Here is a 22,060-nt window from a genome sequence, read left to right as displayed (position 1 = left end):
GGTGAATTCTCGGGGTGTTACAGGCGAGTGCCGGTGGCAGCGTCGAACAGCGAAGCGCGCATCGGGTCAAAACCGATGCTCACGGTGTCGGCGTTGTTTGGCGTGCGCTCAGATGTCACCCGCACGGTGAAATTCTGATTTGCGAGCTTTAGCCAGACCAGCGTGTCGGACCCCATGGGTTCGACGACCACGACGTTTGCCGTGGCTGTGAACGGCCATCCAGTGCCGCTGTTGAACGCGACATGCTCGGGCCGGATGCCGAACACCGCCGCTCCCGGCACCGGCTCCTTTTCGAAAGCGTAGGTGGCAAGCGGGATCCGCACTTCCTCGGCGACGAAGTGCCAGTTGCCATCGTCCTTCTCCAGCCGGCCGTCGAGGAAATTCATTGCCGGAGAGCCGAGGAATCCGGCGACGAAACGGTTGACCGGGCGATTGTAGATGGTCTGCGGTGCGTCGAGCTGCTGGATGACGCCGCCCTTCATCACCGCGATGCGGTCGGCCAGAGTCATCGCCTCGATCTGGTCGTGGGTGACATAGATCATGGTGTTCTGCAGCTTGCTGTGCAGCAGTTTGATTTCGACACGCAGTTCGGCGCGCAGCTTGGCATCGAGATTGGAGAGCGGCTCATCGAACAGGAAGACGTCGACGTCGCGCACCAGCGCCCGCCCGATCGCCACACGCTGGCGCTGGCCGCCCGAAAGCGCCGACGGCTTGCGCTGCAGCAGCGGCTCGATCTGCAGGATTTCGGCGGCCCGTGCAATGCGCTTGGCGATCTCGTCCCTGGGAATGCCGGCGACGCGCAGCCCGAACGACAGGTTCTTCTCCACCGTCATCTGCGGGTAGAGCGCATAGGACTGGAACACCATGCCGATGCCACGGTCCTTGGGCTCCTCCCACGTGACGTTCTTGCCCTTGATGAAGATGCGGCCGTCCGAAACGTCGAGCAGGCCGGCGATGCAGTTGAGCAAGGTCGACTTGCCGCAGCCGGACGGCCCAAGCAGCACGATGAACTCGCCCTCGGCGACATCGATGTTGAGGGTTTCCAGCACCGAGATTGCGCCGAAATTCAGCGACAGGTCCTGGATTGAGACGCTGGGATTTTCGAGTCTTGTCATCATCATCCTTTCACCGCGCCGGCGGCGATGCCACGCACGAAAAGCTTGCCGGAAACGAAGTAGACGACGAGCGGTACCAGGCCGGTCAGGATGGTGGCGGCCATGTTGACGTTGTATTCCTTCACGCCCTGCACCGAGTTGACGATGTTGTTGAGCTGCACCGTCATCGGATAGGTGTCGGGGCGGGTGTAGACGACGCCAAACAGGAAGTCGTTCCAGATGCCGGTCACCTGCAGGATGATGGCGACGACGAAGATCGGCAGAGACATCGGCAGCATGATGCGAAAATAGATGCCCCAGAAGCCGGCGCCGTCGACGCGCGCCGCCCGGAACAGTTCCTCCGGCATGGAAGTGAAATAGTTGCGGAACAACAGCGTCAGGATCGGCATGCCGAAAATGGAATGGACGATCACCAGGCCGCTTAGGCTGCCGTAGAGGCCGATCTCGCGCAGGATGATGACGATCGGATAGATCATCACCTGATAGGGGATGAAGGCGCCGACGATCAGGATGACGAAGAAAGTATCGGCTCCCTTGAAGCGCCAGTTGGCAAGCGCGTAGCCGTTCACCGAAGCGATGGCGATCGACAGGATGACCGACGGAACGGTGATGCGCACCGAATTCCAGAAGCCGCGCGAGAGCCCGTCGCAGTTGAGGCCGGTGCAGGCGCTGGACCAGGCCTTCACCCAAGGCTCGAAGGTGATCTCGAGCGGCGGCGAGAAGATGTTGCCGAGGCGTATCTCCGGCATGCCCTTGAGCGATGTCACCACCATCACGTAGAGCGGCAGCAGATAATACAGCGCCACCACGATCAGCGTGCCGTAGAGGAAGATGTTGCGGCGCGAGAACACATGCCGCGGCTTCGGCCCTCGCGGCCCGGATGCCCCAAGCCCGATAGAGCCCGTACCGGCAGGCAGGGGAACGGCAAGATCAGCCACGCTTCTTGCCTCCGAATTCGAGATAGGCCCAGGGAACGATGACGACCACCACCGACAGCAGCATCATGGTCGAGGCAGCAAAACCCTGGCCGAGGTTCTGGGCGAAGAACATGTAGTCATAGACATATTTGGCCGGCACTTCGGAGGCGATGCCGGGACCGCCGCTGGTCTGGGCGACGACCAGGTCATAGACCTTGACGATGCCGGCAGCGATGATGACCAGCGCGGTGATGAAGACGGGTCGCATCATCGGGATGATGATGAACAGATAGGTTTTTAGGGTGGGTATCCCATCCACCCGCGCGGCCTTCCAGATATCCTCGTCGATGCCGCGCAGGCCCGCCAGCATCAGGCACATGATCAGCCCGGTGCCTTGCCAGAGCGCGGCGATCAGGATGCCGTAGATGACGATGTCGGAATTGTAGAGCGGATCGAAGCTGAAGCTTTCCCAGCCGAGGCCGCGCACCACCCCCTGGATTCCGAACTCCGGGTTGAGCAGCCACTGCCAGACCAGGCCGGTGACGATGAAGGAGAGCGCGAACGGGTAGAGGAAGATGGTGCGGAACGTGTCCTCGAAGCGGATCTTCTGGTCGAGCAGCGCCGCCAGTATGAAGCCGATGACCAGAGAGAACACCAGCGACAGCACGCCGTAGACCAGCAGGTTTTCGATCGAGACCAGCCAGCGCGGCGTCGACCACAGCCGATAATACTGGTCGAGCCCGACGAACTTCAGCCGCGGCAGCAGTTTTGAATTGGTGAAGGAATAGAGCACCGTCCACGCGCTGCCGCCAACGAAGATCACCAGTGCAGTGAGGACCATCGGAATAGAGGCGACCTTGGCATTAAGGTTGCGGAAGAGTTGGTTGGGGCGTTCGCTCTTGCTCATCTGCACAGCCGGGCTGGATCGGGTAGGGGCGGGAGGGTCAGGGCCGAAGAGTCTCTTGACCCGGAGCTCCCGGCCCCGCGGCGGGCCGGGAGCGAGCGGTTCGTCGATCGTCAGTCCGCTGAGGCGACGATGTCGGCGAAGCGCTTTTGCGCCTCTTCCACGGTCATGTCCGGCTTGGCGAAGAACTCGGAGAAAAGGTCCTCCTTCTGCTTTTGGGTGTCTTGCGACAGCAGCTGGTCCGTCCAGGGCATGACGCTGCCCTTGGCAAGGATGTCGAGCCCTTTCTTCATGCAGTCGTTCGCCGCCTTGAGGTCGATATCGCCGCGCACCGGCAGCGAGCCCTTCTTGAGGTTGAAGGCGACCTGCGTCTTGGGATCGAGCAGCGTTTCGGCCAGCGCTTCCTGCGCCTTGGACTTTTCCGCGTCCTGCAGCAGCGGGAAGTAGAAGGCGTCGCCGCCGGTGGCGATGACCTCGTTCAGGCCAAGGCCGGGAAGACACGTATAGTCCTTGCCGGCGGTCTGCCCGGCAACCTGGAACTCGCCCTGCGCCCAATCGCCCATGATCTGGCCGCCGGCCTTGCCGGAGATGACGAGATTGGTGGCCTGGTTCCAGTCCTGCACATTGGTGTTCTTCGCCATCTTGCGGGCATCGTCCGCGGCCTTGAATACCTTCGCGACTTCGGGCCCGGCGGCGAATTCGGCATCCTTGTCGCGATAGACCTTCAAGAAAGCGTCCGTGCCGCCGACCGCCGTAAGCAGCACGTCGAAGGCGCCCGAGGATTGCCAGGGCTGCCCGCCGACCGCCAGCGGTATGATGCCTGCCTTCTCCAGCGCGGGGGCGGCCGCGACATATTCATTCCAATTCTTCGGCACCGGCACACCGGCCTTTTCGAAGGCCGCGTTCGACAGCCACAGCCACTGCCAGGAGTGAATGTTGACCGGCACGCAATAGATCTTGCCGTCGAGGGTGCAGCCGTCGAGCAGGCTCTTCGGCTGGACGATTTCCGCCCACTTGTCCCTGGTGGCGAGCTCGGTCAAATCGCGCATCAGACCGGCCTGCACCAATTCTTCCGCTTGCCTTCCGTGGTTGAACTGGGTGGCGCCCATAGGGTCGCCGCCAGTGATGCGGCTGATCATGATCGGCCGCGCCGTGCCGCCGGAGCCGGCGATGGCGCCGTCGACCCAATGATTGCCTGTCGTGTCGAACGCCTTGGCGAATTCGGCGACCGCCGCCGCCTCGCCGCCTGAAGTCCACCAATGGGTGACTTCCAGATCCGTCGCTGCCGCCGGGGCGGCGAGCGCGGTTGTCACTGCCAACGCAGCGGTCATGATTTGGTATCGCATTTCGGCTCCTCCCAGAATCTGAAACGTTACAGATTTTCGATACGGCAATTGTTAGAGGCGCGCAACCCCCGAACAGGAGCAACTCGGCATTTTTTCGAGCCGCGAACAAACCCGCCGCGCAATGTCCGCCTACTGCACCGCAGCAAGCCAGGCTGCAATCCGAAAATGATGCTGCAATGCGTAAAATTCGGCAAAACCTTGCTCAGCGGGCAAGCCTTGCCGACGCACACCGACTTTGCGTCCAACGAAGCGCCGCTCATCCAGGCTAGCTTTTACTGGCCGCTGCGCGATGGCAAGTGACAATCTGTAACGTTTCAGTATATAGGGTGTTCATCGCCGATTGCCGACCTGCACGGCAACTGCTATGCGCCTGACGGGCGGGATGAATGGACAGAGATCAGACGGAAAAGGACGACGAGGGCTCGGGCAGGCCGACATTGAAGACGCTTGCCTTCATGACCGGGCTGGGCGTCACCACCGTGTCGCGGGCGTTGAAGGACGCGCCCGAGATCGGCGCCGAGACCAGGCGACGCGTCCAGCTCGTCGCCAAGCAGATCGGCTACCGGCCGAACCGCGCCGGTGTGCGCCTGCGGACCGGCAAGACCAACGTCATCAGCCTCGTGCTCAACACCGAGCGCGAGATCATGAGCTTTGTCTCGGACATCATCTACGGCGTCTCGGAAGTCATCGCCGACACACCCTATCACCTGATCGTCACGCCCTATTCACGCTCTCAGGATCCCCTGGACCCGATACGTTATCTCGTGGAGACCGGTTCCGCCGACGGCGTCATCATTTCGCGCACCCAGCCGAATGACCCCAGGGCCCGTTACATGCTCGAGCGTGGCATTCCCTTTGCCACGCATGGCCGCACCGATATGGGGCTGATCCACCCCTATCATGATTTCGACAATTACGCGTTCGCGACCGAGGCTGTGCGCCACCTGGCCGGCATCGGCCGCCGCAGGCTGGCTCTGCTGGCGCCTCCAGTCGAGCTGACCTACCACAGTCATACGCTGAACGGCTTCACCGATGCGCTGAGCGAGGTCGGCGCCAGCGAGATCCCGTTCAACACCGTTTCGGTCGACCATTCGATCGAGCAGATCAGGATGAGGACCGCGCAGCTGATGCGCCGCGACGTCAGGCCGGACGGTTTCGTCAGCAGCGCCGCTGCCGCGACGCTCGCCATCGTCGCCGGCATCGAGGACGTCGGCCTCAAGCTCGGCCGGGACGTCGACGTGGTGTCCAAGCAGTCGTCCGACCTGCTGCACCTGTTCCGCAGGGAATTGCTAGTGGTCAACGAGAACTTCCGGCTGGCCGGCGCCGAGCTCGCCCGCTCGGTCCTGGGCTGGATCGGCGGCGCAACACCTGGCTCCTTGCAGAGCCTGAGCAAGCCGACCGAGGTTCTGGCCTATCGCCGTCCCGACTAGAGCGGATACGTTCAAATTGAACTGGCATCCCGCTCCATCTATTTGTCTTAGCCGCATTTCTGCGGCGCCAAGTGTTTCCACTTGGCTGCAAAATGCGCGCTGCTGACTGGCAGGTTTGGGGCAGAAAACGGACCGGCAGCTGCGGAACCTGGACCTTCAGAATCGGACAGGGGTGACGGCGACGGCCGTAAAAGGGGCATCGAAGACAGGTGGATGCACGGAGATGATGGCGCCACTCCAATCAGCTTTCCAATGCGAGCCTTACGGCTGAAATCTGAAGCGGTTCATCTCTGCCTCCAATCACATGAAATCCGAGGTTCTCCGCGACGACATGCGGAGGTAGAACACGGATACCGGCGAGAAGATCTGCGGAGACCAGAATAGGATGACCGAGAGCCTTGGATAGTGACTCCAGACGTCCAGTGGTGTTCACGACATCGCCGAAATACGCGATCTTGTGTCGCTCAAGGCCAATCTCAGCGGTAACGACCGACCCGCAATGCAGCACGGCGCGAAACTCCGGCACCTGCCCGAAACGCGCTTGCCACGCCGCCGCCTGATCCCTTATGGCCGCCGCGAAGTCGAAGACGCAACGAAGACACGCGGCGTCCCGCATGCCGCGATCCATGGGCCAGGTGACCAGCGCCATATCCCCGATGTAGTCGTCAATAGAGCCCTGGGAGCGACGAACCGGCGACGCAAGTGCGTTGAATATCTGTCCGAGGTAGGCCTGGGTCTCCAGATCGCCGTACCGATCCGCGAATTGCGTGGAGCCACTGACATCGAGGAACAGAAAGATCCGCTCCTCCTCAATGGGACGGTGATAACGACCGAGAAGCAGGCTGGTGAACAGGCTTGGCCCGATAAGGTCACGCAGTCGGAACACGAATGCGACGAGGGTGGAGACGCCGAGTGAATACAAAAGACCGGACTCCGACATCACCATGGCTTCGCGAGCGGTGCTCATATAGCCGAGGAGATGGTGAAGCGCTGTGCCGGCGGCGGCGTTGCCGATCAAGATCATCAACACGTAGGTTGCGATCGTAGCCACGACGAAGACAGGCGTTGCCGCTTGCCGGATCACATTGCGCCATCGGCGCAAGATAACGCCGCGCTCATACAACAGAATAGGAGTTCCGATGAACACGCCCCTGACTGCGGAGTGCAGGGCCTCGACGTCGAACATCACCGCGTAGGCCAAGCCCGCTACTGCCCCCACAATGGGTGCGAGGAGCCACTGCAAAGGGCGACGAAAGCGGTCCTGGCCACGCCCAGCGTTCATTTCGTATCCTGCTCGATGAGATCGGGACTGCCCCGGCCTGTTGCTCGGCGCGGTTGTGATTTCATCAGTTTCGCCCTGGGCCCCTCGATCATGTATCGCGGTACAGCGATTTGCTCAAGCTAGGCTCGCCACCTCCAGTATGGCGTCTGCAAATGCCCGCGGGGCTTCCTGCGGAAGGTTGTGCCCGATGCCGCCGGTAATGAGGCGGTGCTCGTACTTGCCCGAAAACTTCTTGGCATAGGCACTGGGGTCGGGATGCGGAGCGCCGTTGGCGTCACCCTCAAGGGTGATCGTCGGCACGCTGATCACCGGCGCCTTTGCAAGCCGCTGCTCCAGAACGTTATATTGCGGTTCGCCTTCTGCGAGGCTGAGCCGCCAGCGGTAATTGTGGATGACGACCGCCACATGATCCGGATTGTCGAAGGCCCTGGCGCTGCGCTCGAACGTGGCATCGTCGAAATTCCACTGCGGCGAGGCAATCTGCCAGATCAGCTTGGCAAAATCCCACCGGTACTTTTCGTAGCCGGCCTGGCCGCGTTCGGTGGCGAAGTAATACTGGTACCACCATAGCAGCTCCGCCTTCGGCGGCAGAGGCATCTTGTTGGCCTCCTGGCTGCCGATTAGGTAGCCGCTGACCGAAACAAGGGCCTTGCAGCGTTCCGGCCACAGCGCCGCGACGATGTTGGCCGTGCGTGCGCCCCAGTCGCAACCGCCGACAATCGCCTTATCGATCTGCAGTGCATCCATCAGCGCGATGACGTCAACGGCGACCACAGCCTGCTGGCCATTGCGTGGCGTTTTGTCGGAGAGGAACCGCGTGGTGCCATAGCCGCGCAGATATGGAACGACGACCCGAAAGCCTTTCGACGCCAAGATCGCCGCAACGTCGACATAGGTGTGGATGTCGTACGGCCATCCATGCAGGAGGATGACGACCGACCCTTTGCCAGGACCGACCTCGGCATATCCAATGTCGAGGTCGCCAGCTTGAACCTGCTTCAACGGACCGAACGACGTGTTTGCTGGTGGTTCGATTGTGCTGGCGTCCGGTTTCGTAATGCTGGACTGCGCATTTGCCGAGCCCGTCATGGCAAACTGAGCGGCCGCGACGGTGGTGACGGCCACGCCCAACAAGTGGCGTCGATGGAGGTCGATCTGTTCGGTCATAGCGGTTTGTATCCGTTGATAAGGCATGGTGCCTGGTGGAAGATTATCTTCGGTCGACTGTCACATCGGACACGTCGACCGTGATAGGTGCGAATGCTTGGTTTGCGACCCCCTCGGCGTCATGCAGGAGCACACGCCGCCGTGTCGGGAATACGAACCCGTCTTTACTCAGGCTGACTCATTGAGTTTGGTTACGCAGCCACGGCGATGCCGTACCGCGCCGGCGAGGCGTTGAGCGAAAGGTTCGGGATGAGTTTCTGCCGCGCCGCTTCATAGGCGTGCCAGTCGGCGACGTCGGGAAGCGAGGGAATAGTCACCAACTCGCCCTGGTCGAGGCCGGCAAGGGCCGCGTCGACGAGGTCATCGGACTGCATGATCGCCTTGCTCGGCAGATCGTCGAGTGAACCTCCTGACACGTCCCAGAAATTGGTGGCGATGGCGCCGGGCAGAACCGCCTGGATGCGCAGCCTCTTGTCCGCAAGCTCCTTGTGGAGCGACAGGCTGAAAGCGAGCACAAAGGCTTTCGTCGCGCCATAGACACCGTTGAGGATTTCCGGCGCGATGGCGACCGCTGACGAGATGTTGATGATTGTGCCGCCGCCGCGCGCCACAAAGCCGGGAGCCGCGGCATAAGTCAGGCGGGTCAGCGCCGTGATGTTGAGCCCGATCATCGCTTGCATCTTGTCGATGTCGGATTCCAGGAGCGGCGCGACGGCGCCGATGCCAGCGTTATTGACCAACATCGTGATGGCGGGATCGGCGCCGAGCAAGGTCTCGATCCGGCCCAGATCCGCCTTGTCGTTGAGGTCAGCGGCAACGGCGCTGACGTTGCAATTCGTTGAGCCGGCGATGCGCTTGGCCACTTCGTCCAGCCTCTCCTGGCTGCGCGCCACGAGAATGAGGCCATAGCCGCGGCGCGCCAGCCGGTCGGCGTAGATCGCTCCGATCCCGGCCGAGGCGCCGGTCACCATCGCGATGCCCATTTTGGAGTGCGTCATGATCGTTCTCCCATTCGATTGCGCCGGCAACAGCGCGTGAAACATCAGCGGCAAACCAGGCTTGGATCGCCGGTTGAGCTGGGCGGCGGGACGGCGACCCGTCCCGCTCACCCGATTTGGGTTGCTGCCTAGAGCGGCAGCGGCTTGCCCGCCTGCTCCGCCACCATGTACTTGGCGTACCAATCCGGCCAATTCTCATCGCGTTGGCCGCCATTGCGCTTCTCGTGCTCGCCATGAGCCTCAGATGCCCGCCGCATCGCAGAGGCCAGATCGGCCTCAGAAGCGTAACTCGTCATGTTGGTGTCGATCCGGCCGGGAAACCGGGTGGTGACTTCCTGCAGCAGCCATTCATTGCCGTCGGGATCGCTGAATGTCGCGTATGTGAAATAGCTGCGGCGCTCCGGATCCGGACCGCTGATCACAGGCTTTCCAGGCCCGGCGCGGTGGAAGATCTCGCCCACCTCGACACCGTGAGCGATGAGCTCGGCACGCGCTGCGACGATGTCCGAGACGACCAGATACAGTCCTCGAGCCGATCCCGGGGTGGCCGACGTGATCCCCTTTCCGAAGTGAATCGAGCTCGGCGAACCTGGGGGCGTGAACTGAACGGCGTGAAAGTCGTCCCCGACGGCAAAGTCGGCGTCAAGCCGCCAGCCCAGCTCGCCGTAGAAGCGCTTGGAACGCTCGACATCCGAGATTGGGATAACGACGACCTCGAGCTTCATGTCTGTCGCCTGCGTGGAGGACGCGACATCTCTTGCAATAACAGCCTGGTTCATGATGGTCTCCTATTTTCCCGTTGGTTGTGTTGACGTGCGCATGCTTCGCTGGGCGTCACTTGCTAGGCGCTATTCATCCAGCGCGACGAGCGGCTTTCCTTTTTCGACGATGTAGGTAGCGAGCTCGAGCGCCTTGCCGCTGCCCACGTTCTTGGCCGTGTGGCTTGTTCCCTGGGGGATAAAGAGCGTATCGCCGGCGTTGAGTGTCAGCGGCGGCTTACCCTGGAGCGTGTACTCCAGCTGGCCCTCGACGACATAGGCGATCTCTTCGCCAGGATGCGCGTGCCAAGGCGCCGTCACGCCCGGTGCGAATTCGACAAGCACCTGAATGACTTCACGTCCGGGGGTGCCGAGGTCCACCCGCAGCAAGTCGGTGCGCCCAACACCGGGCAATTGTGCCTCTTCGGTTTGCGCTAGCAACGGCGTGAGAACAGCACCGGCGAAAAGCGTCGCCGCCGCGATCATTCGAAACGTTTTCATGGCTATTTTCCTTTGGCGTTCGCGGTTTGAGTATTAGTGTGCCGGCCGCAGAGACCTGAACGCGGCGCGCAGTTCGGCCGAGAAGAGTTCCGGCTCCTCCCAGGCGGCGAAGTGTCCGCCCTTGTTCACTTCTTTGAAGTAGATCAGGTTGGGATAGGCGCGGCGGGCCCAGGTCTCGGGCGCTCGATAGACCTCTTCGGGGAACACCGAGATGGCGACCGGGAGCCCGATATCGGAGGTTTTCTGCGCCGCTGCGAGAAGGACACTCTGGCCCATCGTCTCCCAGTAGAGCCGGGCCGCCGAAGTCGCGCTGTTCGTCAGCCAGTACAGCGTGACGTCGTCCAGCATCTCGTCCTTGCTGAGCAGGCGCTCGGGTTCGCCGTTGTTGTAATCGTACATCCAGCCGGCGAGCCCGGCCGGCGAATCCGTCAATGCGTAGCCGATCGCCTGAGGCCGCGTGCCCATCATTGCCGCGTAGGCCCGATATTTCTTGTAAAAGGTTTCGAGCGAACCAAACGCGACACCTTCCTTCTCGGTGAGGCTGGCTGGCGCCGGCCCGCCTGCGGCAAGGACTGCGGCCACGTCCGCCGGTATCGTTGCCGGCAAATTGATGTGGATGCCAAGCAATCCCTTTGGCGCCTGGCGTGCCATCGCGCTGGAAACGGGCGCGCCCCAGTCGCCGCCCTGGGCAACAAAGTGGTCGTAGCCCAGGCGCTGCATCAGTTCGGTCCAGGCACTTGCGATGCGGTCTGGATTCCAGCCCACGCCGCGCGGCTTGCCGGAGAATCCGTAGCCGGGCATCGAGGGCAGCACCAGGTCGAAGGCATCCTCAGGCTTGCCGCCATGCTGCGCGGGGTCCGTGAGCGGGCCGACCGTCTGGAGCAGTTCGAAGACGGAGCCGGGCCAACCATGCGTCATGATCAGCGGCAGGGCGTTGGGTTGCTTCGACCGAATGTGCAGGAAGTGGATATCGAGCCCGTCGATCTCGGTCATGAACTGCGGCAGGGCATTCAGCTTTGCCTCAGCCTTGCGCCAGTCGTACTCGGTTCCCCAGTAGCGGACGATCTCCTGCAATCGTGCGAGCTGAATGCCCTGCGACCGATCGGCGACTGTCTCCTGGTCAGGCCACCGTGTCGCCATGATGCGCCGGCGAAGCTCGTCAATCTCTTCCTGCGGGATGTTGACCGTGAACGGGCGGATCGAACTGCTGGTGGCTGCAGCGTTAAGCGTTCCCGGAAGCAGGCCCACGGCCCCGGCGGCGGCGGTCGCAACAAGAATTTCGCGCCGAGTAAGTGACCGTGCCGACATGACACGCTCCCTGTTTGCTGATGCTTTTGGACGGCACACAGATCGACTGTCAGGCGAGGCAAATCTATTGCACGATGGTATCGGCGATACCTTTGTATTGGCCCGGCGATGCCTCATCGTCCCGTCGGACCGACACCAAGGCACAATGGACGCCGCTATCACGCCGGCGCATTGTCACGGCACGCGATAATCGCGAAAGGACCGCAATGGAGATCGAACAGAGCCGCGTTTTGGATGCACTTCCGGCTATGGTGTGGACCGCGAAACCGGACGGGCATGCCGACTTCGTCAATCGACGCTGGTCAGACTATACGGGGCTCGATCTTGATCAGGTCCGCTTCTCCGGGTGGCAGGCTGCGATCGACCCGCAAGACTTGCCGAACCTGACGGAGAGTTGGCGATCGATACTGGCTTCCGGGGAACCCGGCGAAATGGAAGCGCGCATGCGGCGCGCCGACGGACAATACCGATGGTTCGTGATCCATTGCAGTCCGCTGCGTGACGATGTTGGTCGTATCGTCGAGTGGTATGCGATCAACACCGACATCGATCAAAGGAAACGCGCCGAAGAAACGCTTCGGCAGGACGAGGCGAGGCTGACCGCCGCAGAGCGAGATATTCGGCAGACGATCGATACGATCCCCGTATTCGTTGCAACATACAGTCCGGACGGAACGCGCACTTTCGTGAACCGGACGTGGCAAGACTACATGGGCCTCACACTCGAGGACGCGACAGGTCCATCCGGGAAGACATTTCCGCATTTCTATCCGGATGATGTAGAGCGGAACGATGCGGCGTGGAGAGTTGCACTGGAAAGCGGCGAGCCGCTTACCATTGACGTGCGGGTTAGACGCGCCGATGGACAATATCGCTGGCACACATCTCGCCGCGTGCCCCATCGCGACGAAAACGGACGCGTCATCCGTTGGTATTCGGTCGGCATAGACATTGACGACCAGAGGCGCGCCGAAGAGGCGCTGCTTGCGAGCAGGCACGATCTTGGCCTCATCATCAACACCATACCTGTGATGGCATGGTCGGCTCGTCCTGACGGGTCACCTGAATTCTTCAACCAGCATTATCTCCACTACGTGGGCCTCTCCATTGGCCAGTCAAAGGATTGGGAGCCGGCCGGTCCATTGTCCGAGTATTGGGACTTGACTGCGGCCGTCCATCCCGACGACGTAGACCGACTTGCCGCCACATGGGAGGCCATATTGGCGTCAGGGAAGTCGGGGGAAGCCGAAGCACGCCTCCGCCGCTTCGACGGCAAGTATCGGTGGTTCCTGTTTCGGGCCAATCCCCTGCGCGACGAAGCCGGAAACATCGTCAAATGGTACGGCACGCATACCGACATCCACGGGCGAAAGCGTGCCGAAGACGCGCTCAAGCGCAGCGAAGCATTCCTGTCGGAGGGTCAGTACCTTGCCCGCATGGGGAATTTGTCCTGGCAAGTCGCAACGGGCAAGATCACCTGGTCCGAGCCACTTTACCGCATCTTCGAGTTCGAGCCGGGTACGCTCGTAACGCTCGAACGAATAGCCAGCCGAGTTCATCCCGAAGACCTGCCTCTGTTGGGGGACATGGTTGAACGGGCGCAGCGCGGTGATAGCGACTTTGAGTACCAGCACCGGATTCTCTTGCCCGACCTGTCGGTCAAGCACCTGCACTTGATCGCCCACCGCGCACGCAACGATTCCGGCCACATCGAGTATGTCGGCGCGGTTCTTGACATCACACAACGGCGGCGCTCCGAAGAGGCGCTGGAGAAGGTCCGATCCGAACTTGCACAAGCTACGCGGACTATGAGCTTGGGCGTGTTGACCGCGTCGATTGCACACGAAGTGAACCAACCGCTCTCGGGCATTGTCACCAACGCCGGCACCTGCCTTCGCATGCTGGCGGCCGACCCGCCTAATGTTGACGGCGCGCGGGAAACTGCGCGGCGTACAATCAGGGATGGCAACCGCGCGGCTGATGTGATCGCCCGGCTTCGCGCTCTGTTCGCCAAAAGGGCCACGATAGTTGAACCGGTCGATCTCAATAACGCTGCGGCAGATGTGGTCGCATTGTTTTCCGGAGACCTTCAGCGAAACAAGGTGCTCCTTCAGACCCAGCTTGCAGACGGACTGCCGCTCGTCGGCGGCGATCGGGTCCAACTGCAACAGGTCATCATGAACCTGTTGCGCAACGCATCCGACGCGATGGTCGCCGTCGACGATCGACCAAGACTTGTCGTGCTTGGCACTCGGCTCGGGGAGGACGGAAAGGTGCACCTTTTCGTGCGGGATAGCGGAATCGGGTTCGATGCTCAGGGTGCTGAGCGGCTTTTCGAAGCCTTCTACACGACCAAAGCCGAGGGCATGGGAATAGGCCTGTCCGTCAGTCGTTCCATCGTCGAAAGCCATGGCGGGCGGCTTTGGGCGGAGGCGAATGTCGGTCCTGGATCGACCTTCTCGTTTTCAATCCACGAATATCTCCGCGCAGAATCTCCACCTGCCCATCCGTCTGGCGCCATATCGGCACCGACCAGCAGCAGCGCCTCAATCCAACGAGGTTTTTCATGAACGTTCGCCGCCCACTCGTGTCGATCGTCGATGACGATGAGTCCGTGCGCGAGTCTCTGCCCGACCTGTTGAGGGAGTTCGGCTTCCGTGCCGAAGCGTTCTCTTCGGCGGAGCAGTTTCTGGGGTCAGGCATCATCAACGAGACCGAGTGCCTGGTGCTTGACATTAGCATGCCCGGCATGACGGGGCCTGATCTCGAACGAGAGTTGGCGCGCCGGGGCCAGCCTATCCCAATCATCTACATTACGGCGCAGAGATATGAGACCGCGCGGCCGGACCTTCTAAAAAAGGGTGCGGTAGAATGCCTGTTCAAGCCGTTTAGCGACACAGCCCTGCAGAAAGCGCTCGACCTGGCCTTCGCTAATGATTGAACGCGACTTGCTATGCCGATCCGCAAGCGATACTTCCCGCACACACGGATTTGGCAACTGCACCGAGCAAGGGCAAAGGCCGGCATCATGTCACACGAAACGCCTGTCGTATTCGTCGTTGACGACGACATTTCTGTGCGTGAATCGCTCGAATTGCTCATCCGTTCAGCGGGCTTCCATCCGGAGCCCTGCTCATCGGCGCAGGAATTTCTCTCTCGGCCCCGAGCCCTGGTTCCGAATTGTCTGATTCTTGACGTCAACCTTCCCGATCTCAGCGGGCTCGACTTGCAACAACTCGTCTCCGTCGAGCGAACCGACATGCCGATTATCTTCGTCACTGGCTACGGCGACGTGCCGATGACAGTCAAAGCGATGAAGGCCGGAGCCGTAGAATTCCTCACCAAGCCGTTTGGGGACGACGTGCTCATGACAGCCGTCGAGTACGCACTTGAACGCAGCCGGACTGCACGTGCGAACGAGTTGGACAAGCAAGTGCTCCGTGAGCGCTATTCATCACTCAGTCCACGCGAAGCGGAGGTGATGGCGCTGGTCGTGACGGGACTGTTGAACAAGCAGGTTGGCTTCAAGCTCGGCATCAGCGAGATCACAGTAAAAGCCCATCGCGGCCAGGTGATGCGAAAGATGAAGGCCGGTTCCCTTCCCGAACTGGTCACCATGGCTGCAAGGCTGAATCTCGGGCAGTCACCGCATCCCAGTTCGTTGCAAAGCCGAGGTGTCACGTCCTGGCGCGACGGCTAAATAGCCAAATCAAAAATTCGGTGCACACTGTTGGCAATCACGCGCGGCCGCTCTGCCCCGGGTTCTCTGGAAACCGACCCGAATGCATCGTCCCGTCAATATATGTTGACATGAGACGATTTCGTCAACTAATGTTGACGCATGATCGATGTCCACCAACTGCCCACACCTGACGAGCCGGAGCAAGCATTGGCTGCGGTCGTAGCGCTTCGGCGAGCGGCTGACCTGTTGGAGCGTAGAGCGGTCAAGGCGGCCCTGAAGCAAGGTTGGTCCTGGGCGAAGATTGCCCAGGCACTCGGCATCTCCAAACAGGCAGCCCATAAGCGGCTGTCCGACATCAACGCCCAGGACAATCCGCCCTAGGAGACGATCATGCTCAGCGGCATCAAAACCCGTCTATCGAACGTCCGCACCATCAAGACACTGTGCGAAAGTGCCGAAAACTACGCTTTAAAGGACCAGCAGCGACAGGCCGGCGCCGAACATTTCCTGCTGGCGGCCATCGATCTTCCCGACAATACCGCCCGTCTCGCATTCCGCGAAATTGGGGCGGATGCCGCTGGCTTCCGCGGCGCGGTCGGCGCTCAATATTGGGAAGCCCTGCGCTCCGTTGGGGTGAACGCCGGCGAACACAAATCCGGGGGTTTAACCCCGGAACCGCTTCAGGGAGCGGCAGGCCTCTATGACGCAGCCCCGTCGGGAGCTGAGGTGATGAAGGAATTGGCGGCCAACCGAAACGATCACCGTCCACTGCTGGGTGCGCATGTCGTAGCTATAGTCGCAGCGATGGAGCAGGGAGTGGCGGCACGTGCGTTGCGCTGCATGGGAGTCGATCCCGCTGCGCTGAAGGCGGCGGCGAACAAGTTCTCGCGCGCCAGCTATCGGCACACAGGACTGACCGGCGCCTGACGTCCAGATCCAGGACTGTTCAGCATCAATGCATGAAATACGATCGAGCCACAGCTTGGGAGGCTCCTTCGACTAGCCGCCCGCTCCTCTCCCCAACGGCCATGGAACGCGCCGGCCCGTCGATGCGCTCCAAGCTGTGCGCGCCGAAGAAATCGCGTTGCGCCTGGATCAGGTTCGAGGTGCCGCGGCCCTGGCGATAACTGAACCCGCCGCCAGCCGTCCAGATCCACCGCGCTACGAAATCAGCATCGATCAGTGCGACGTTGAACGCTGATATCGGGCGTTCGGTTGAGCTCATCACCGTGAATCATGGCTTCGTTCTCCGATGTCACAGTGATCGGGCCCTGGCACTCCGAGTGGGCGAGGACCGATCTTCCGGTTGCGCGGGCAGCGCCTATCGGCCGCGCTCGGCGCGCCACGTTTTGAACCTTTCGGCGTGTTCGTCTCGTGTGCAGGGATAGAGCCCGATTATCGGAACGCCCCCCTTAACCTGTTCAACCACGAAATCCTCGTAGATCGTCATCTCAGCCGCCTCATCGGCCACCTCGCGGGCGATTTCCCGCGGAATGACGATGACGCTGTCATCGTCTCCAACCATGATATCTCCGGGGAACACGGCCACGTCGCCGCAACCAATCGGTACGTTCAGGTCCAAGGCCTCGTGCAGGGTGAGATTGGTCGGGCTGGACGGCCGCGTATGGTAGGCCGGGATATCGAGCGCGCCGATCACCGCAGCGTCGCGGAACCCACCGTCGGTGACCACGCCCGCGACGCCGCGCACCATCAGGCGCGTCACCAAAATGTCGCCCGCGGATGCCGCGCGAGGATTCTTGCGGCTATCCATGACGAGAACATGGCCCGCCGGGCAGGTTTCGACGGCGACACGCTGCGGATGATCCGGCTTGCGGAATTCAGTGAGCTGGTTACGGTCCTCGCGCGCGGGGATGTAGCGCAGCGTAAAGGCCGGCCCGACCATATTGCGGCCTTTTCGCTGCAGCGGACCCACGCCCTGGATTACCTGGTTGCGCAGGCCGCGCTTGAACAGCGCTGTGGCCAGGGTGGCGACGGACACGCCTAGAAGTTTTTCGCGCAAATTCTCGTCCATGTTCGCTTCCTCATTTCAGGTGCTGTCACTGCAAGCTCTTCGGTGGCTCTCCCGTCGTCGGCGCGGCAGGCAATTCGCAACTCATTCGCGATTTCCCGCCGCAAGGCGGTTCGAGACTAAAAAGGCGTCGAGCCTCGCCTGCTGCGCCGGGGTGAGCGGCCAGGCCGAGGGCGGGCGCGTTGGCCCGCAGTCGATGCCCTGCGCGATCAGCGCCGCTTTCACGCCGGTCACGTTGGCCCCGCCCATCTCCTCCGCGCGGATATCCTCGAAGACTCGCATTCCATCGATGAGCGCGTTCGCCTTCTCGAATTCGCCGGCCTTGAGTGCGGCATGGATCGCGACCGATCGTTCGGGCCATACGTTTATCAGCCCGGACGTGAACCCTCGCGCGCCAACGGCATAGAAGACCGGCGCCCAGACCTCGGCAAGCCCTCCGACCCATACGATCGACGGGTCGCAAGCGATCCGCGCCTCTGCCAGGCGAAGCGGATTGGGCGTCGCCCATTTCACGCCCTTGACCCCTGGGAGGCCGCAAAGCTCGGCGATGGCGCGCGTGCCGATCGTGTCGTTGCGCAGATAGAGCATCATGGGCAAGCCGCCCGATGCATCGGCCACCGCGTTCAGGTAGTCGACCAGTCCTCGCGGCGCGACGAATGCGTCTGGCGGCTGGTGCACCATCAGCGCAGCGGCTCCGGCTTCGGCGGATACTTTCGCCAGCTTCTGCGCGTCGCGGATGCTCCTGCCGACGCCCGCGAGCACCGGCGCGCGGCCGGCTACCATCGAGACGACTTCGCGCGCCATCGTCACCGCCTCGTCGGTGGTCAGCGCATAGAACTCGCCGGTGTTGCCGTTGACCACCGGCATGTGCACGCCGGCGGCCAGTGCCCTGTCGAGGATCGAGGAAAGCCGTTCGGGCGCGATCTCGCCATGTTCGTCGTAAGGCGTAACCAGAATGCCCGATATGCCGGTCAGCGCCTGGTCGAGGGAAAGTGTCATGACTGGCCTTTCAGAAAATGTCCGGTTCGCCGGCTGAAGCGCCGAAATCGCGTTCGAGGAAATCGAAGTCACAGCCCTTGTCGGCCTGTGTCACATGGCGCGAGAACATCCAGCCCCAGCCCCGTTCGAAATGCGGCGCCGGAGGACACCGTTCGGCCCGGCGTCGCGCCAGTTCGTCGTCCGCCACCAGCATGTCCAGGCGCCGGTTCGGCAAATCCAGCCGCACGATGTCGCCTGTCCGCAGCAGCGCAAGCGGCCCGCCGATGTAGGCCTCCGGCGCGACGTGAAGCACGCACGCTCCGTAAGAGGTTCCCGACATCCGCGCATCGGAGATGCGCAGCATGTCGCGGTGACCCTTTCTGATCAGCGCCCTGGGGATCGGAAGCATGCCCCATTCGGGAAAACCCGGTCCGCCGAGCGGGCCGGCGTTCCTCAGCACCAGCACGTGGTCCGGCGTGACGTCGAGATTTTCGTCGTCGATCGCCGCCTTCATCGCCGGATAGCTGTCGAAGACAAGAGCCGGGCCTTCGTGAATATGGAATCGAGGGTCGCAGGCGGCCGGCTTGATGACGGCGCCATCTGGGCAGAGGTTGCCGCGCAGCACGGCGAGCGACCCTTCTGAATAGACCGGGTTGGACAGCGGGCGGATCACGTCGTCGTTCCACACCTGCGCGCCCTCGAGCGTTTCGCCGAGCGATTTGCCGGTGACCGTCAGCGTGGAAAGGTCGAGCCGCTCGCTTAATTGCGCCATCAGCGCACGGAGGCCGCCGGCGTAGTGAAAATCCTCCATCAGGTAGTCCTTGCCGGCGGGGCGGACGTTGGCGATGAGCGGGGTGGCACGGCCGAGCGCGTCAAGATCGTCGAGAGTCAGCGGCACGCCGGCGCGGCGCGCCATCGCGATGAGGTGAACCACGGCGTTCGTCGAACAGCCGGTGGCCATCGCGACGATAGCCGCGTTCCTGACGGCTGCCGCGGTGACGATCTTATCGGGGGTGAGGTCGTCCCAAACCATGTCGACGATGCGCCGTCCGCATGCTGCCGACATGCGCTGGTGGTCCGAATCGACGGCGGGTATCGAGGAAGCGCCCGGCAGCGACAGCCCCAGCGCTTCCGTGATCGCGGTCATCGTCGAGGCCGTGCCCATCGTCATGCAAACGCCGGCCGACCGCGCGATGCCGCCCTGGATACCCGTCCACTCGTCATCCGAAATCTTGCCCGCACGCCTCTCGTCCCAGAATTTCCAGGCATCCGAACCGGAGCCCAGCGCCTTGCCGGCGTAGTTGCCGCGCAGCATCGGGCCGGCGGGAAGGAAGATCATCGGCACACCGGCGCTGAGCGCGCCCATCACCAGCCCCGGCGTGGTCTTGTCGCACCCGCCCATCAGCACCACGCCGTCGAGCGGATGCGAGCGGATCATCTCCTCCGTCTCCATCGCCAGCATGTTGCGATAGAGCATCGAGGTCGGCTTGGTGAAGCTCTCGTCGACCGACAGTGCAGGCAATTCGACGGCGAACCCGCCCGCCTGAGCGACGCCGCGCTTCACGTCCTGCGCCCGCTCGCGAAAATGCGCGTGGCAGGAGTTGAGCTCCGACCAGGTGTTGAGAACCCCGATCACCGGCCTGTCGCGAAAATCCTCCTCGGAATAACCGAGCTGCATCAGCCGCGACCGGTGGCCGAAGCTGCGCAGATCGTCCGGCGCAAACCAGCGCGCCGACCGCAGCGACGCCGGTGTTCTGCGGTTGTCGTCGGGCATGACATCCTCCACGCGTATCGCTCGATGTATGCGGTAACATTCATGTTTGTCAATTTGATGCGTCCGCGTAGGACAGAATTTCTACCCGCCAATGTCGGTACGGTTGACAGAAACGCTCGTTTTCGTGCATGAGGATGTATGCGCTAACATAGATGCGCATGGGAGCGGGTTGTGCGGCAGTGGGAGATTGCCGCGCGACCCTGAGATCGCGCCGCGGGTTCCGCGGCCCAGGGAGGACATCATGAAACTGACCCGCAGATCCCTTCTCGCAACAGGAGCCGGGGCCGCCGTCGCGCTGGCGAGCCCGTTCGTCGCGCGTGCGCAGAGCCTGCCGCGCAACATCCGAATGGTCATCGGTTCGACTTCGACGGGCGGCGACACCTACCAAAACTCGTCGATCGCCGCCGAAGCGCTGGCGCAGAAGCTGGGCGTGAACATTCGCGTCGACCCGGTGGGCACCAGTGAGGCGCTGAACGCCACCGGCCGCGATTCCCGCGGCACGACGATCATGCTGCACCACGACCAGATTTACCTCTCCTATCTCTACGGAGTGCCGGGCGTCCCCGATGCCTTCGCCGATTTCGCGATCGGACCGACTGTGGCGATCAACCCCGGCGACTGCTTCCTCGTTCCCAAGAAGTCCCCGTATCAGTCGATGGAGGACGTTTTCGCGGCAGCCGCAAAAGGCGAGAAGGTTCGCGTCGCCATCCAGCCGGGCGGCGTCTCGGAGATCGGTTTCACCGGCATGCGCAATGCTGCCCGCGTGCGCAATCCGGGATCGGAAGCCAACATCGTGGCGGTCAACACCGGCTCGCAGGCCGACAAGAACCAGGCGATGTGGGACGACCTGGCCGACGTGATCAACGGTTCGATCCAGGCCAACGAGCAGTTCACGCAACTGCCGGAAGACGACCGCACCGCGATGCGCTTCGTCTGGATCACCGCGCGTCCCGAGACATTGGCGCAGGCCCCCGAGGCGGGGATGGGTGGCACGAGCCGGGAAGAAATGCTCAAATTCACCAGCCCCCAGACCAGCGTCACGCTCGACGGCAGCAAGGATTTCACGTTCGACAAGGAGTTTTTCCTGCTGTTCAACAAGGAGATGGACGCCGCCATGGCGTCCGAGATCGACGCCGCGCTGAAGGAAATCTACGCCGCCGGCGAGATCCAGAAGCGGCAGACCAAGGCCTTTTTCCTCCCCAACTACCTGCCTCAGGCCGAGGCGAAGGCGCATCTGACGTCCAAGCGGGATACAGTGGCCTCGATCATCGAGAAGCTGAAGGGCTAGAGCATCGTGCCGAAAAGTGGATGCCGGTTTTCAGCAAAACCGATGCGAAAACAAAAAGCTGGAGCGAGCCGCCAATTGGGCGGCTTGCTCTAGGGGTATAGTCTTTCGTCCGGCCTGCACGCAGGCCGGACGCTGCTCGCGCATGGAGGAGCACACGGCAGATGGGCGATTTTACGCGCGTCACGATCGATTTCCAGACCTCGCACCTGGTGTTTCCGACACTGATCGGCGGCATTCTGCTTGCGCTGGGGATGGCCATTCTCATCACGCGCCGGCAGGCGATCGCCGGCGCCGGCCGGTACTGGTCGCAGACCTTGGCGGCGATGGACAAGCCGCGCTTCTTCGGGACGATCGCTTTGACGCTGGTTTATTTCCTGCTGATGGTCCCTGTCGGTGACATCTGGCCCAACACGGGCATGGGCTTCCTAATCTGCTCCATCCCGTTCGTGGCGCTCAGCGGGCTGCTCTACCTGCAGGAGCGTACAAGGTCCGCCGTCATCGTGCTTGGCGTGGTGGCGCTCGCCGCACCCGTGCTGGTGTGGTGGGTGTTCGCGCACGTCTTCTTCCTGACGCTGCCCTGACA

At 62.2% G+C, this 22,060-nt stretch carries 22 protein-coding genes and 1 pseudogene; 9 read left to right on the top strand and 14 right to left on the bottom strand.

The genetic code is table 11. The features are described from left to right. Positions 1–17: 17 nt before the first annotated feature. The 4 genes from AC0L2B_RS12700 to AC0L2B_RS12685 form a co-directional block, all read right to left on the bottom strand. Complete coding sequence (locus AC0L2B_RS12700) at positions 18–1,115, bottom strand: ABC transporter ATP-binding protein (protein WP_287194669.1); 1,098 nt, start codon at positions 1,113–1,115, stop codon at positions 18–20. A gap of 2 nt (positions 1,116–1,117) precedes the next feature. Further along, positions 1,118–2,053 (bottom strand): carbohydrate ABC transporter permease, encoded by a 936-nt coding sequence (locus tag AC0L2B_RS12695; RefSeq protein ID WP_473745580.1) that lies wholly within the window; start codon positions 2,051–2,053, stop codon positions 1,118–1,120. Then, complete coding sequence (locus AC0L2B_RS12690; protein WP_473745579.1) at positions 2,046–2,939, bottom strand: carbohydrate ABC transporter permease; 894 nt, start codon at positions 2,937–2,939, stop codon at positions 2,046–2,048. The genes AC0L2B_RS12695 and AC0L2B_RS12690 overlap by 8 nt, the downstream gene beginning before the upstream one ends. A gap of 110 nt (positions 2,940–3,049) precedes the next feature. Further along, positions 3,050–4,282: an ABC transporter substrate-binding protein gene (locus tag AC0L2B_RS12685; protein WP_473745578.1), complete on the bottom strand. Its 1,233-nt coding sequence runs from the start codon at positions 4,280–4,282 to the stop codon at positions 3,050–3,052. Positions 4,283–4,447: 165 nt separating this feature from the next. Between AC0L2B_RS12685 and AC0L2B_RS12680 the strand changes: the two genes are divergently transcribed. Both AC0L2B_RS12680 and AC0L2B_RS12675 read left to right on the top strand, forming a co-directional pair. Then, complete coding sequence (locus AC0L2B_RS12680) at positions 4,448–4,582, top strand: hypothetical protein (RefSeq protein WP_287075491.1); 135 nt, start codon at positions 4,448–4,450, stop codon at positions 4,580–4,582. Between the two features lie 86 nt (positions 4,583–4,668). Next, positions 4,669–5,712 (top strand): LacI family DNA-binding transcriptional regulator, encoded by a 1,044-nt coding sequence (locus AC0L2B_RS12675; protein WP_473745577.1) that lies wholly within the window; start codon positions 4,669–4,671, stop codon positions 5,710–5,712. Positions 5,713–5,953: 241 nt separating this feature from the next. Here the strand turns inward: AC0L2B_RS12675 and AC0L2B_RS12670 are convergent, their stop codons facing one another. From AC0L2B_RS12670 to AC0L2B_RS12645, 6 genes are all read right to left on the bottom strand, one after another. Further along, entirely contained in the window at positions 5,954–6,913 is a 960-nt protein-coding gene (locus AC0L2B_RS12670; protein ID WP_473745576.1) for an adenylate/guanylate cyclase domain-containing protein, read from the bottom strand. 195 nt (positions 6,914–7,108) lie between these two features. Next, the gene (locus AC0L2B_RS12665) at positions 7,109–8,161 is read right to left on the bottom strand and encodes an alpha/beta fold hydrolase (RefSeq protein WP_473745575.1); all 1,053 of its coding nucleotides are present in this window, start codon (positions 8,159–8,161) and stop codon (positions 7,109–7,111) included. A gap of 191 nt (positions 8,162–8,352) precedes the next feature. Continuing rightward, positions 8,353–9,159: an SDR family NAD(P)-dependent oxidoreductase gene (locus tag AC0L2B_RS12660; RefSeq protein ID WP_473745574.1), complete on the bottom strand. Its 807-nt coding sequence runs from the start codon at positions 9,157–9,159 to the stop codon at positions 8,353–8,355. A gap of 128 nt (positions 9,160–9,287) precedes the next feature. After that, on the bottom strand, positions 9,288–9,884 hold the full coding sequence (locus AC0L2B_RS12655; protein ID WP_473586617.1) for a VOC family protein: 597 nt from the start codon (positions 9,882–9,884) through the stop codon (positions 9,288–9,290). Between the two features lie 123 nt (positions 9,885–10,007). Further along, on the bottom strand, positions 10,008–10,418 hold the full coding sequence (locus AC0L2B_RS12650; protein WP_473745573.1) for a cupin domain-containing protein: 411 nt from the start codon (positions 10,416–10,418) through the stop codon (positions 10,008–10,010). 33 nt (positions 10,419–10,451) lie between these two features. Further along, complete coding sequence (locus tag AC0L2B_RS12645; protein ID WP_473586618.1) at positions 10,452–11,726, bottom strand: epoxide hydrolase family protein; 1,275 nt, start codon at positions 11,724–11,726, stop codon at positions 10,452–10,454. A gap of 206 nt (positions 11,727–11,932) precedes the next feature. Between AC0L2B_RS12645 and AC0L2B_RS12640 the strand changes: the two genes are divergently transcribed. From AC0L2B_RS12640 to AC0L2B_RS12620, 5 genes are all read left to right on the top strand, one after another. Continuing rightward, complete coding sequence (locus tag AC0L2B_RS12640) at positions 11,933–14,296, top strand: PAS domain-containing sensor histidine kinase (protein ID WP_473745571.1); 2,364 nt, start codon at positions 11,933–11,935, stop codon at positions 14,294–14,296. Next, positions 14,293–14,667, top strand: a complete 375-nt coding sequence (locus AC0L2B_RS12635) for a response regulator transcription factor (protein ID WP_287223219.1) — start codon at positions 14,293–14,295, stop codon at positions 14,665–14,667. The genes AC0L2B_RS12640 and AC0L2B_RS12635 overlap by 4 nt, the downstream gene beginning before the upstream one ends. An 87-nt stretch (positions 14,668–14,754) precedes the next feature. Then, a complete protein-coding gene (locus AC0L2B_RS12630; protein ID WP_473643507.1) occupies positions 14,755–15,426 on the top strand; it encodes a response regulator transcription factor in 672 nt (223 codons plus the stop codon). Between the two features lie 189 nt (positions 15,427–15,615). Continuing rightward, positions 15,616–15,789 carry a helix-turn-helix domain-containing protein gene (locus AC0L2B_RS12625; protein ID WP_473745570.1) on the top strand — a complete coding sequence of 58 codons (174 nt, stop codon included), beginning with the start codon at positions 15,616–15,618 and terminating at the stop codon, positions 15,787–15,789. A 9-nt stretch (positions 15,790–15,798) separates the two neighbouring features. Continuing rightward, on the top strand, positions 15,799–16,335 hold the full coding sequence (locus AC0L2B_RS12620; RefSeq protein WP_473745568.1) for a Clp protease N-terminal domain-containing protein: 537 nt from the start codon (positions 15,799–15,801) through the stop codon (positions 16,333–16,335). An 83-nt stretch (positions 16,336–16,418) separates the two neighbouring features. Here AC0L2B_RS12620 and AC0L2B_RS12615 read toward each other — a convergent pair. From AC0L2B_RS12615 to araD, 4 genes and pseudogenes are all read right to left on the bottom strand, one after another. After that, positions 16,419–16,537: pseudogene (locus AC0L2B_RS12615) on the bottom strand (hypothetical protein); the annotation flags it as partial. 192 nt (positions 16,538–16,729) lie between these two features. Next, on the bottom strand, positions 16,730–17,440 hold the full coding sequence (locus AC0L2B_RS12610) for a ribonuclease activity regulator RraA (RefSeq protein WP_473745567.1): 711 nt from the start codon (positions 17,438–17,440) through the stop codon (positions 16,730–16,732). An 81-nt stretch (positions 17,441–17,521) separates the two neighbouring features. Then, a complete protein-coding gene (locus AC0L2B_RS12605) occupies positions 17,522–18,436 on the bottom strand; it encodes a dihydrodipicolinate synthase family protein (protein WP_473745566.1) in 915 nt (304 codons plus the stop codon). Positions 18,437–18,446: 10 nt separating this feature from the next. Then, positions 18,447–20,189 carry an L-arabinonate dehydratase gene (araD, locus tag AC0L2B_RS12600; RefSeq protein ID WP_473745565.1) on the bottom strand — a complete coding sequence of 581 codons (1,743 nt, stop codon included), beginning with the start codon at positions 20,187–20,189 and terminating at the stop codon, positions 18,447–18,449. 241 nt (positions 20,190–20,430) lie between these two features. Between araD and AC0L2B_RS12595 the strand changes: the two genes are divergently transcribed. Both AC0L2B_RS12595 and AC0L2B_RS12590 read left to right on the top strand, forming a co-directional pair. Next, positions 20,431–21,477: an ABC transporter substrate-binding protein gene (locus AC0L2B_RS12595; RefSeq protein WP_473745564.1), complete on the top strand. Its 1,047-nt coding sequence runs from the start codon at positions 20,431–20,433 to the stop codon at positions 21,475–21,477. 161 nt (positions 21,478–21,638) lie between these two features. Then, positions 21,639–22,058 (top strand): tripartite tricarboxylate transporter TctB family protein, encoded by a 420-nt coding sequence (locus AC0L2B_RS12590; protein WP_473745563.1) that lies wholly within the window; start codon positions 21,639–21,641, stop codon positions 22,056–22,058. Positions 22,059–22,060 lie beyond the last annotated feature (2 nt).

Source organism: Mesorhizobium sp. WSM4815, assembly GCF_055811575.1.
This window is presented reverse-complemented; position numbering and strand designations above follow the sequence as displayed.

Excerpts from the sequence above, each read along its gene's own strand:
- AC0L2B_RS12700 (WP_287194669.1), bottom strand. The coding sequence starts at position 1,115 with ATGACAAGACTCGAAAATCCCAGCGTCTCAATCCAGGACCTGTCGCTG.
- AC0L2B_RS12690 (WP_473745579.1), bottom strand. The coding sequence starts at position 2,939 with ATGAGCAAGAGCGAACGCCCCAACCAACTCTTCCGCAACCTTAATGCC.
- AC0L2B_RS12685 (WP_473745578.1), bottom strand. The coding sequence starts at position 4,282 with ATGCGATACCAAATCATGACCGCTGCGTTGGCAGTGACAACCGCGCTC.
- AC0L2B_RS12680 (WP_287075491.1), top strand. The coding sequence starts at position 4,448 with ATGATGCTGCAATGCGTAAAATTCGGCAAAACCTTGCTCAGCGGGCAA.
- AC0L2B_RS12675 (WP_473745577.1), top strand. The coding sequence starts at position 4,669 with ATGGACAGAGATCAGACGGAAAAGGACGACGAGGGCTCGGGCAGGCCG.
- AC0L2B_RS12665 (WP_473745575.1), bottom strand. The coding sequence starts at position 8,161 with ATGACCGAACAGATCGACCTCCATCGACGCCACTTGTTGGGCGTGGCC.
- AC0L2B_RS12660 (WP_473745574.1), bottom strand. The coding sequence starts at position 9,159 with ATGACGCACTCCAAAATGGGCATCGCGATGGTGACCGGCGCCTCGGCC.
- AC0L2B_RS12655 (WP_473586617.1), bottom strand. The coding sequence starts at position 9,884 with ATGAAGCTCGAGGTCGTCGTTATCCCAATCTCGGATGTCGAGCGTTCC.
- AC0L2B_RS12650 (WP_473745573.1), bottom strand. The coding sequence starts at position 10,418 with ATGAAAACGTTTCGAATGATCGCGGCGGCGACGCTTTTCGCCGGTGCT.
- AC0L2B_RS12645 (WP_473586618.1), bottom strand. The coding sequence starts at position 11,726 with ATGTCGGCACGGTCACTTACTCGGCGCGAAATTCTTGTTGCGACCGCC.
- AC0L2B_RS12640 (WP_473745571.1), top strand. The coding sequence starts at position 11,933 with ATGGAGATCGAACAGAGCCGCGTTTTGGATGCACTTCCGGCTATGGTG.
- AC0L2B_RS12635 (WP_287223219.1), top strand. The coding sequence starts at position 14,293 with ATGAACGTTCGCCGCCCACTCGTGTCGATCGTCGATGACGATGAGTCC.
- AC0L2B_RS12630 (WP_473643507.1), top strand. The coding sequence starts at position 14,755 with ATGTCACACGAAACGCCTGTCGTATTCGTCGTTGACGACGACATTTCT.
- AC0L2B_RS12620 (WP_473745568.1), top strand. The coding sequence starts at position 15,799 with ATGCTCAGCGGCATCAAAACCCGTCTATCGAACGTCCGCACCATCAAG.
- AC0L2B_RS12610 (WP_473745567.1), bottom strand. The coding sequence starts at position 17,440 with ATGGACGAGAATTTGCGCGAAAAACTTCTAGGCGTGTCCGTCGCCACC.
- AC0L2B_RS12605 (WP_473745566.1), bottom strand. The coding sequence starts at position 18,436 with ATGACACTTTCCCTCGACCAGGCGCTGACCGGCATATCGGGCATTCTG.
- araD (WP_473745565.1), bottom strand. The coding sequence starts at position 20,189 with ATGCCCGACGACAACCGCAGAACACCGGCGTCGCTGCGGTCGGCGCGC.
- AC0L2B_RS12595 (WP_473745564.1), top strand. The coding sequence starts at position 20,431 with ATGAAACTGACCCGCAGATCCCTTCTCGCAACAGGAGCCGGGGCCGCC.
- AC0L2B_RS12590 (WP_473745563.1), top strand. The coding sequence starts at position 21,639 with ATGGGCGATTTTACGCGCGTCACGATCGATTTCCAGACCTCGCACCTG.